Here is a 10,889-nt window from a genome sequence, read left to right as displayed (position 1 = left end):
GTGTAGGGGTGTAGGGGTGTAGGGGGAAAATTTAATTCTTCCTACTGAACTACTGATAGCGTATCGAAGACAGCGAAAGCTCCGCTAACGCGCAGCGTGCGGTAGGCATAGCGTGGCGAAGCCATACTACTGAACTCCTGAACTCCTGCCTTTTCCCAATTATCAATTATCAATTATCAATTATCAATTTTTCCTATGTCCCGTTCTGGATACACTCTCCCTGTTTTTGCCTGTGCTGCTGCTGTGGCGGCTTTACACTGGTTACGTCATCGTCAACCTCTGAGTGTAACTGCTGTTGATTTGATTTCACCAGCCGAAATAGCAGAAATACCAGTTGAACAGGTAGCAGGACTATCGGAAAATTCGGCTTTGGCTATTACCCGCAGTGATCCGGGTGATAATCTGGATTTGACCAGAAATACACCGATTTGGGCGGTAGTAGAATGGTACAAGGGTAATGGGGAGAGGGTAATTATTCAGGGGGGAGAGGGAATTGGTAAACAACTGAATGGTGAAGGAAAAGCAGCAATTTATAGTTATGCTCAAAGGTTGTTAACAGAAAATTTGCAGCGGATGTTAGCACCAGGGGAAAAAATCACAGTGACGATTATTTTACCCCAAGGGCGATCGCTGGCGGTGAGAACTTCCAATGCTGCTTTTGGTGTAGTCGAAGGTCTTTCTTTATTAGGAACAACTGGCATTTCTCAACCTTTGAGTACACCTGATCAGCTAACAGCTTTCCGTGCAGATTTACAAGCTAAAGCTAGTCGGTTTGAGAGTTTAGTTTTTTGTATTGGCGAAAATGGCTTAGATTTAGCTGCTAAATTAGGGATTAACCCCCAAAAACTGGTAAAAACTGCTAACTGGTTAGGAGCAATGTTAGTAGAAGCTAATATCTTGGGAGTTAAAGAAATTTTATTGTTTGGCTATCACGGTAAGCTGATGAAATTGGCAGGGGGAATTTTTCACACCCATCATCACTTGGCTGATGGCCGACGAGAAATTTTAGCAGCCCATTGTGCGATCGCAGGTTTACAATCTTCAGATGTAGAAGTAGTGTTTCACAGCCCTACTGCGGAAGCAGCATTACAACACCTGTGTTCCCTAGACAGCAATACTGGCAGTGATTGGGTAAATCAGGTTTATAGCAGCATTGCTGAAACTATTGATATACGTTGCCAAGAATATCTGAAAAGCCACAGAGACCCAGGAACAGACACAACGGTATGTGGTTCAGTTCTCTTTGACCGGAATCGGGAAATTATCATTAAGAGTAAAACTGGTTGTATGTTAGTGGAAAAATTATGCTAACTTAATATGAATTCTCATAAATAAATCAAATAAATATTTTTTTTCAGTACATAATTATAGCTTTTAATACCAAGCCAAATTTATCGGCTCAACGGACGCGGCAGCAGTCGCGTCTATCTATTAGGGTTTTTTAACCATTACTAGCCTCAACAGCCGGAAGTGGTAATCACGTTTTATCTCTAAAGACACACTCTTGCCATCATGAATACAGCGGTGACTCTACCAACCGAACAAGCACCTCAAACACAAGCAGATTTGGGGCAGCTAAATCGTCAAATGATTGTTATTTTAGACTTTGGTTCTCAATATTCTGAACTAATTGCTCGGCGTATCCGTGAGACTCAAGTATATTCGGAAGTTCTCTCCTATCGCACAACGGCTGAACATTTGCGCCAGTTAAATCCCAAGGGAATTATTTTATCTGGTGGGCCAAATTCAGTGTATAGCGATCATGCTCCCCATTGTTACCCAGAAATCTGGCAATTAGGTATCCCCATTTTAGGTGTGTGCTATGGAATGCAGTTGATGGTGAACCAACTGGGAGGGGAAGTCACCAAAGCTGACCGGGGTGAATATGGCAAGGCATCATTATATATAGATGATCCTACAGACTTATTAACTAATGTCGAAGATGGAACAACAATGTGGATGAGTCATGGCGACTCAGTCACAAAAATGCCACCTGGATTTGAATTATTGGCACACACAGAAAATACTCCCTGTGCGGCTATTGCTGACCACGACAAGAAACTGTACGGTGTGCAGTTCCATCCAGAAGTAGTGCATTCCATTGGTGGGTTAGCATTAATTCGCAATTTTGTTTATCACATTTGTGACTGTGAACCTACCTGGACAACAGCGGCTTTTGTGGAAGAGTCAATTCGGGAAATTCGGGCTAGAGTCGGTGATAAGCGGGTATTGTTGGCTCTTTCTGGGGGTGTAGATTCTTCTACCTTGGCATTTTTATTATATAAAGCCATTGGTGAACAACTAACTTGTGTGTTTATCGACCAAGGCTTTATGCGGAAATTAGAGCCAGAAAGGTTGTTAAAACTATTCCAAGAACAGTTTCATATTCCGGTAGAGTATGTCAATGCCCGCGATCGCTTTATTAATGCTATTGCTGGTGTGACAGACCCCGAAGAAAAACGCCGTCGCATCGGCCATGAATTTATCCGCGTCTTTGAAGAAACATCTAAACAGCTTGGTCACTTTGATTATTTAGCTCAAGGTACTCTCTATCCCGATGTGATCGAATCTGCTGATACTAACGTTGACCCGAAAACCGGTGAACGAGTAGCAGTAAAAATTAAGAGTCATCACAATGTTGGTGGTTTACCCAAAGATTTGAGATTTAAACTGGTTGAACCCTTGCGAAAACTCTTTAAAGATGAAGTTCGCAAAGTTGGGCGTTCCATTGGTTTACCTGAAGAAATTGTCCAAAGACAACCTTTCCCCGGACCCGGTTTAGCAATTCGCATTTTAGGCGAAGTCACAGCCGAAAGGTTAAATATTTTACGTGATGCGGATTTAATTGTTCGTCAAGAAATCAATCAGCGTGGTTTGTATCATGACTATTGGCAAGCATTTGCTGTGTTGTTGCCAATTCGTAGTGTGGGTGTAATGGGTGATAAACGTACCTATGCTTACCCCATTGTTTTGCGGATTGTTACCAGTGAAGATGGTATGACAGCAGACTGGGCCCGTGTACCTTACGATGTCCTAGAAGCAATTTCTAACAGAATTGTGAATGAGGTAAAAGGCGTTAACCGTGTGGTTTATGACATTACTTCTAAACCACCTGGAACCATTGAGTGGGAATAGGTGAAAAACTAGGGTGTGGGGTGTAGGGTGCAGGGGGAATAGGAGCAGGTGAGCAGAGTGTCAATCTTCTGAATCCTGATAGGGGAGCTTGGCGTTAGCCATACTACTGAACTACTGAACTACTGATAGCGGAGCTTGGCGTAAGTCATACTACTGCAATTCCTGTAACTCCTGCACTCCTATATTCATATCTCTATTTTTTTGGACGAAAATCGCTAAAAAATCACACATCATCAATATTCCTCCTATTTATCAAAACATTATCAATCAACCTAGTTATTACTAATAGATTAAGAAAATTAATTAACAGTAATAAATTAGAATTATCGCAGTAAAATTACCATTGGTATGGTGATTGAGATGAGCAAGAAAAGTTGATTCGCAATTCTTGTTTTTAATTCACAACACCTATGGAGATGTTATGCAAAATAACCTCCCACTGACTGGGTTACGCATTCTCGTAGTTGAGGATGATAATGATTCATGCTTTTACCTAACTATCGTCTTAGAAGCCGATGGAGCAATAGTGAGAACAGTTCCATCAGCCGCATTAGCTTTAGAAATACTACCCAAGTTTAAACCTGATGCGTTGATCTGTGATATTGCTCTACCGGGTGAAAATGGCTACAATTTCATTCGCAAAGTGCGATCGCTCACAGCAAATGAAGGCGGTAGAATTCCGGCTGTGGCTTTAACTGGTTACGCAGATAGTGAGGATCGTATCCGGGCTTTAGAAGCAGGTTTTCAAACTCATGTAGCTAAACCTGTTGATCCTGGTCAATTAGTAGAAATTATCGCCAATTTAGTCACATTTTCTAAGTGTTAATCTTTGAATTGTTGCGAATAAAAATATACTATTTTGTTCCATTTTCAAAGCTAATACTTTCTGACTGATATGCTGGTGGCTCAACGTGAATTAAAATCCTGACTGGACTAAAACGTGCTTCTAGTTGACGTTCTAGTTCTTCAGTAATTCTATGAGCAGTTTCTACATCTGGTGCGTCTACTATTAAATGCATTTCCATAAAAACTTGGCGACCTAAAATGCCACGAGAAGCAATATCATGGCAGTTGACTACACCAGGGACTGAAACTGCGATCGCATGAATGGCTTCGGGAGCGATCGCCATTTGATCTACTAACCAAGGTAAATTCTCTTTTAAAACTGACCAACCACTCCAAAATACCAACAAAGCTACCGGAAAGGCTAACACCACATCTAACCATTGGAAATTTAGCCACCAAATTCCTATTAACCCACCCAGTACAGAGATTGTTACCCACACATCACTCATTGTATGTGTGGCATCAGCAATTAAAATTGAACTCCCTACCCTTCTACCAACATTACGTTCATAAAAGGCTACAAAAATATTTACACCTAGGACAATTAGTAATAACCACAATTCAGAACCTGATATTTTTACAGGTGAACCACCTTTGAGAATTCGCTCTATCGCTCCTTGGAGAATTTCAAAACAAGCTATTCCTAAAAAAGCGGCTATTCCTAAAGCACCTACAGCTTCAAATTTATGGTGTCCATAGGGATGTTCTCGATCTGGCAGGGGAGAAGAAAATTTACTAGCAATTAATCCTAAAACATTATTCGCACTGTCCGTCACACTATGTAAAGCATCAGCTAATAAGCTTAAAGAACCTGTTGAATACCCTACTATAGCTTTTAATGCCATCACAAATAAATTGAGCAGAAGGGTAATAATTAAAACTTTTCTTACTTCGGCACGATTATCGTAAGTCATAAAGAATTTATCCATTATATTCTCTGACTTCTACTGTAAAACTTAAAGGACAAATAGATACAAATAAAATGTATCAAAGTCTTACACCGTAAGAAATAACTCTTTCGATAATCTCTAATTTATCTGGCAATTTATTGACATTTATTCTAACTAACATGGTCTATAACACCGATTTTATATAGGTAATATAGTTGCTCAGAATAGACGATTATTATCATGAATAACTAGAGTAGGAAATAGGGAATAGGAACAGAAGACAGGAGGCAGTTGAGTACCGAGTACCGAGTGGTTTACTCGTCTTCTACTCATCACTCATTACTCATTGCTCGTTACTCATCTGTCCCCTACACCCCATACCCCATCCTTCCTGTAAGATATGTAATTACCAAGAAGTTGTGATTAAAAAGCTCTATGTCTTCTACCCCTATGACACTGAACCTCGGTGAAGGTTCTGTTTCCTTTAGTTTTTCACCCCAAGCAGCACGGGAATTAAAAGCAGCAATAGATAAATTAATGGCCAGTCTCAAAGCTGTTGCAGCTAAACCCACTCCTGGAGGTGCTAAAGTTACTCCCCAACCCCCGTTAGAGTATCGCTACACCGGGGAGGTATTTTTAGAAGTTTTCTGTAATCCTAATATTTGGCCTACTCCCTTTGCAGCCAAAGTTCTGCTGACTATTCGCAATATCAACATTCGCTTAACTACAGAAGCCGAACTTACTCGCATGATTGAGGATATTAATCAATATTTAGAACAAGCAGGATAAAAAAATATACTTGCCCAAGTTATGAAACCTGGACAAGTATTAATAAAACAGTTACTACTGATTCAAATTCACGATGTTTAGGCGTAGCCCATTATAGATATCGCGCACCAAAAAAGCAGTATATAAATTAAAACTCTAATTATTCTGTGTTTAAGGGAAAAGATGATGGATCGGGAAATATTCGTCAAAATGGGAGATTAACTTAAGATTTGACGTTAAATTGTTTATAGCAGTTGGCAGGGTAATCAGGACAACTTTAAAAACTCAAATCCTGATGAGATAGGAGTTTTAAAAAGCTGACTGCTAATAGCTGACTGCTGAATGCTATATTGTCAAATCCAGATATCAAAAATTAACACCTTAGCCCATATCAACTCTTGATTAGTCGTTGTCCCATTCTTCACGACCAATTAAATCCCCAATGCGATCGCGCAATAAAAAATCACATTTCTCCAATTCACATTCAACACAAACCCACTCTCTAGCTGGGATGTATTGGCAGAGTGTATATATTGGTTGTTGGCGGCTCACCATTCCCTTTTGGACTAGTCGGCGTGCTTCGTCTTGGATCACGTCTAGAGAGTAGTAATTGATAGAAGGCACCGTATTCACACTCATTGTTTTTACTCACAAATTTAGATTTAGATAGTATTCCCAAAATTAATCAGGAAAAAAATGACGATAATTTAGACCTGTGGCTAGGTTTTGTAGTTTGCTATACGGAACTATTATCATTTTGACGCTATACACCTGTAAATTATCTAAAGAAATATTAAGTTTGTCAAGGATTGATAACGCCTTTTCTAATTCCCCTTCATATTATTAATGCCAAACGACTCAAGGAAGCAATGGGAATACTTCATAGAGACTAGACTTTTGGTATAAGCAGGGGAAGGGTTAAGGGGGAGTGTAGAACTTGTCTTGACCCTTTAACCTTTTGCCTACTCTTGCAAAAGTAGATTTTGCAATCTGGTTTACTAATTAACAGGTTTTACACATTGATATCTATATATCTATGGTCACAATTTGATGTGGTGTTTTCAAATAGTTTGTATAAAAAACACCTTATAGTTTAAATCATTGCCCTCAAGACTAATGTCGCCATACTGACATTTTTCTATAAAAAATAAACCAGCAAGCTAATGCTGGAATAGCAGTATAAACTATTGCCAATCACTAATGTTACATTACACTAGTGAGATTTATAGACAACTATTTGTTAACAATTTTTTAACCTATGCAGCCTAAATTTGTTGTTTTTGCTTGATTTGATACATAAAATCAACTCAATAAATCAAGTCAAATTAAAAGCCAAAAACCCAGGTAAAACCCAGGTTTTGGAAATTGGATTCTAGCTAATTTTTTAGAAAAGTCCTAGTCATCTTCCTGTGTACTTTCCGCTGAACGTTCCTGCTTGAGTTGTTCCAATAGACTTAGCACTTTAGTACCTCTTTCAAGGGAGTGATCTTCAATAAATATCACTTCTGGAGTGCGACGTAGCCTGACCCTAGCGCCCAGTTCACTGCGGACATAACCAGTTGCTGACTTTAAACCAGCCATTGTTTCAGCCTTAGCTTCTTGGGTCCCATAAATACTGACGAAGATTTTGGCGTGTTGCAAGTCACCGGAAACATCCACATCGGTAACACTGACCATTCCTGTCCCCACACGGTCATCCTTGATACCGTTGAGTAACATTTGGCTAACTTCCCGTTTAATTAATTCAGCAACGCGGGAAACACGGCGATTTGTAGCCATATAGATTCCGCCTTCTCACAGAGGTTGTACGATTGATATATGTAAGTTCAGGAGAATAGCTGTAAAATCAACAGCAATCTTCCTGATGGCTCAAGCCTCATAAAGCCTTAGCCTAGATTGTACTCAAGCCTAGCATTGCTCGGAGAGTGAGAGTCAGAAATACCAGACTACCCATAAACAAGCCCAAAAGAGCGATTAAGGTAACTGGACGTTTCAAAAGCGGCATTAATGGTTCAAAGGTATTTAGAAAAAGACCTAAGACAATAGTAATTAAGTACCGGGGGTAGCGAAAGACGTTATCCCAAAATCCATCAAACATTTGAATATAGACTGCCTTGTTATCAATTGTGAGCTTGTTTTCAGGTGTTTATTTAACTTAATTGTAATCTATAGTGCTGAAAATCGTTCAATTCATATAAAATATGATTCGTTAGATTTTATTAGTTTTATTTTGAGTAGCTTAGTTTTAGTTTAGTCATAACTACATGATCAGTCACATCCCCAAAGAAACTTGCCCACGTCCCTTTTTGAAGTGGGCAGGGGGTAAAAGTAAGTTAATTTCGCAATATAAAGATTATTTTCCCAAATATTACCAGACTTATTATGAACCCTTTTTAGGTGGAGGGGCTGTTTTTTTTCATCTGCAACCACAACAAGCTGTTTTAACTGATATTAATACTGATTTAATTATCACTTATCGCTGTGTTAGAGATAATGTTGAAGATTTAATTGAATTGCTACAAAAACACAAACGACTACATAATCGAGATTATTATTATGAAGTGCGTGCATCTCTTCAAGGTAGTAATTTAGAAAAAGCTGCTCGGTTTATTTATTTGAATAAAACTTGTTTTAATGGTCTGTATCGTGTCAATTCTCAAGGTAAATTTAATGTACCTTTAGGTAGATATAAAAATCCTGGTATTTGTCAGGAAGAAGTGTTGCGAGTTGCATCAAAAGCACTTGCACAGGCAGAAATTAAAAAAGCAGATTTTACTCAAGTATTAAAGTATGCAAATAGCAGTGATGACTTTGTTTTCTTTGATCCCCCATATTATCCCCTGAGTGCAACAAGTAATTTTACAGCTTATAGCACCTATTCATTTGGTGAAATTCAGCAGATGCAATTAAGAGATGTATTTGCGGAATTAGCTGAACGTGGTGTGAAAATTATGCTTTCTAATTCAGATTGTGATTTTATCCGTGGATTGTATAGTAGTTTCAAAATCCATAAGATTTCAGCGGCAAGGTCTATTAATTCCAATGCTAAAAAACGTGGAGTGATTCAGGAATTATTAATCACTTCTTATTAGAGATTTTTATTTGCCCAGGCAATGAATCTATCTAAACTCAAGACTGCTAATAAATTGGGGTTATCGTTAACTCTATCTTTTAGCCAACTACTTGCACCTTCTCTCATCCCTTCCCCTCCCAGAATGATGATAGTTGGTGCAGGATATGAAGATTGAATATTCATATTTAAATAAGGAAACTTTTCATCAACTGAACCACCACTTTCTTGCCATTTGCACTCAATGATTAAACCCGATGGTATTGCAGGTATACCAATAATGTAAAAATCTACTTTCAGTTGAGTCTGATAAATTCCCGTGCCAATATAAACTTCTTTACCATAACGTTTTGGTAATAAAGCCGCATTAAATAAAAATTCTTTGTGGACATGGTTGCCAACGAGAAAATAATTATGTCCTTTGAGTATGGCTTCTATATTACCTTCTAAAATTTTTCCTGACTTATTGGCCTGTACCCCTTGAGTTTTAGTCATACTCAAATCCTCTGCTCAAAATGCTGCTGATTCTAGGATTCCACAAAAGCAGCAATAAAGAGTGATGAAGGGCAGATTAAATTTTCATTAAACAACAAATATCCCTAACTTCGTGAAGAAATCAAGGATATGAATCTTGTGATGGATCAAAATTGGTGGTAATTTTGTACTTGCAAACAAATGTATTTATTAAAAATATCCAGTTTAAAAAAGATTGTGTAACAGATGCAAATTTGGAAACCAATATGAAATTATACTTTTCCCATTTTAAATTTTTAATTGGGTTGAGCTTCTTCTCTAATTCTCCCGTTACTTGGGGAGAAATAGAGGAGATATTAGTTTTATACAGAAAGGTGTATGAGATGGTAAAGGCTACAGATAAATTTAACAATTTCACCTGGTTCTTCAGCAGGTCTTAGCTTCAACATGACCGTTGCGGATAGCCCATGCTAGTTCTAGCATTTGAGTCCAGCGTTTTTGTAGCTGTTTTGGTGTACACTGTACAGCCTTGGCGATCGCTTGATCATTTTCCATTGCAGTTTTTAACTTAAAGATTTGCTGCTGTTGTTCTGTGAGTTGATTCCAAAAAACATCCCACTGTTGAGAAGATAGACCCAACTTATGTTCTAAACCCGCACCTAACCATTGATGTACTAATTGCCAATGGTGTTGTTTAGCAAACTTCTCGACGTGATATTTAAAGCGTTGTTGTAAATAATCACGCTGACGACTAGTTAAACCTAAAATTTGGTCAATTTCTGGTGCTGAGAGGTCTTGGAGTTTCAGAGAAAGGTAATCCATGCAATCAGCTTGACCTTGAGACTCCAGATATTTCATCAATTCCGTAATGACGCGATCGCGTTCCGATTCCTCCGATGGGTCAAAATTAGGTTTAGCAACCATCTGTGACCTAATTTGTTGCACCGCCAAATTACGTTGATAAGACTCTGCCTCTTCCGTCTTAGCAGAATCTACAGCCATTTCAATATCTACAGTCGTTTCTTGGGGTTGACGACGAGCAAAACCTTGAGCGCGTAATACAATCAACTGTTGATTAGCACCACCAGGTAAATTAATCCGGCGTTTAGCATACTGCTCTGTAAAAGCCATATACTCAGCTAATTGTAGTTGAGTACGCGGTGTATAATCTTCAGCTAATTCATTTTCTCTGCGAAAAGCTTTAATTGCTTCAATATAAAAAGCTTGCAGAAAATCTTCAATCAGATTGTAACGAGCCTCAAAACCTAATTCAGAGCCAGCAACTGTAACGTGACGATAAACAATAGCACCTAAGCTGCTATGTAATTCTACGCGCCCTTGTCTTGAACCTAATTGATAGTAACGTAGGCACTTTTGGATCCGATGTCTTGCTAAAGTAATCTGCCAAGACCTGATTTGACCTGAAGTTTGGATACGGGAACTTTTATCACATATCCGTTCTACTTCTTTGGCTATGCGTTTAGTTACAGCTTGTACACATCCATTTGAAGCTTTTACTTGAGACTGCATTTCCTGACAAAGCAGTTGCACAAGACTATCAGAGTTAGTATCTGATAAGTCTTCACTGGGAACATCACTTTCAAAAGCAGGTGTAGAATTTGGCAGATTGACGAGGTTAGCTTTCATGACTTTTCCTGAAATTGGTATTGCACCTTAACTAAAACGCAGACACAGTTCTTAAATGC

At 38.7% G+C, this 10,889-nt stretch carries 11 protein-coding genes; 5 read left to right on the top strand and 6 right to left on the bottom strand.

The window, feature by feature from the left end; genetic code table 11:
- Window positions 1-195 precede the first annotated feature (195 nt).
- The 3 genes from cbiD (at window position 196) to A0J48_RS01555 (ending at window position 3,961) form a co-directional block, all read left to right on the top strand.
- A complete protein-coding gene (cbiD, locus tag A0J48_RS01565) occupies window positions 196-1,311 on the top strand; it encodes a cobalt-precorrin-5B (C(1))-methyltransferase CbiD (protein WP_200319672.1) in 1,116 nt (371 codons plus the stop codon).
- 201 nt (window positions 1,312-1,512) lie between these two features.
- Window positions 1,513-3,135: a glutamine-hydrolyzing GMP synthase gene (guaA, locus tag A0J48_RS01560; RefSeq protein ID WP_200319670.1), complete on the top strand. Its 1,623-nt coding sequence runs from the start codon at window positions 1,513-1,515 to the stop codon at window positions 3,133-3,135.
- Window positions 3,136-3,556: 421 nt separating this feature from the next.
- Window positions 3,557-3,961, top strand: coding sequence for a response regulator (locus tag A0J48_RS01555; RefSeq protein WP_200319668.1), 405 nt, complete (start codon window positions 3,557-3,559; stop codon window positions 3,959-3,961).
- Window positions 3,962-3,989: 28 nt separating this feature from the next.
- Here the strand turns inward: A0J48_RS01555 and cdf31 are convergent, their stop codons facing one another.
- Window positions 3,990-4,895 carry a CDF family zinc efflux transporter Cdf31 gene (cdf31, locus tag A0J48_RS01550; protein WP_200319667.1) on the bottom strand — a complete coding sequence of 302 codons (906 nt, stop codon included), beginning with the start codon at window positions 4,893-4,895 and terminating at the stop codon, window positions 3,990-3,992.
- A gap of 411 nt (window positions 4,896-5,306) precedes the next feature.
- Here cdf31 and A0J48_RS01545 point away from each other — a divergent pair, with 411 nt between their 5' ends.
- Window positions 5,307-5,660 (top strand): hypothetical protein, encoded by a 354-nt coding sequence (locus tag A0J48_RS01545; RefSeq protein ID WP_200319665.1) that lies wholly within the window; start codon window positions 5,307-5,309, stop codon window positions 5,658-5,660.
- Between the two features lie 381 nt (window positions 5,661-6,041).
- On the opposite strand, the gene A0J48_RS01540 is transcribed toward A0J48_RS01545, so the two are convergent.
- The 3 genes from A0J48_RS01540 to A0J48_RS01530 form a co-directional block, all read right to left on the bottom strand.
- Entirely contained in the window at window positions 6,042-6,278 is a 237-nt protein-coding gene (locus tag A0J48_RS01540; RefSeq protein WP_096537447.1) for a DUF4327 family protein, read from the bottom strand.
- Window positions 6,279-7,034: 756 nt separating this feature from the next.
- Complete coding sequence (rbfA, locus tag A0J48_RS01535) at window positions 7,035-7,418, bottom strand: 30S ribosome-binding factor RbfA (RefSeq protein ID WP_200319663.1); 384 nt, start codon at window positions 7,416-7,418, stop codon at window positions 7,035-7,037.
- A gap of 112 nt (window positions 7,419-7,530) precedes the next feature.
- A complete protein-coding gene (locus A0J48_RS01530; protein WP_200319660.1) occupies window positions 7,531-7,737 on the bottom strand; it encodes a DUF751 family protein in 207 nt (68 codons plus the stop codon).
- A gap of 166 nt (window positions 7,738-7,903) precedes the next feature.
- Here A0J48_RS01530 and A0J48_RS01525 point away from each other — a divergent pair, with 166 nt between their 5' ends.
- Complete coding sequence (locus A0J48_RS01525) at window positions 7,904-8,731, top strand: DNA adenine methylase (RefSeq protein ID WP_200319659.1); 828 nt, start codon at window positions 7,904-7,906, stop codon at window positions 8,729-8,731.
- Here the strand turns inward: A0J48_RS01525 and A0J48_RS01520 are convergent.
- The gene (locus A0J48_RS01520; RefSeq protein WP_200319657.1) at window positions 8,728-9,204 is read right to left on the bottom strand and encodes a PD-(D/E)XK nuclease superfamily protein; all 477 of its coding nucleotides are present in this window, start codon (window positions 9,202-9,204) and stop codon (window positions 8,728-8,730) included. The two genes, A0J48_RS01525 and A0J48_RS01520, sit on opposite strands and share 4 nt — an antisense overlap.
- 405 nt (window positions 9,205-9,609) lie before the next feature.
- Window positions 9,610-10,830 carry a HetZ-related protein gene (locus tag A0J48_RS01515; protein WP_200319655.1) on the bottom strand — a complete coding sequence of 407 codons (1,221 nt, stop codon included), beginning with the start codon at window positions 10,828-10,830 and terminating at the stop codon, window positions 9,610-9,612.
- Window positions 10,831-10,889: the final 59 nt, after the last annotated feature.

This window comes from Sphaerospermopsis aphanizomenoides BCCUSP55 (assembly GCF_001586785.1).
Classification (GTDB): Bacteria; Cyanobacteriota; Cyanobacteriia; order Cyanobacteriales; family Nostocaceae; genus Sphaerospermopsis_A; species Sphaerospermopsis_A aphanizomenoides_A.
This window is presented reverse-complemented; position numbering and strand designations above follow the sequence as displayed.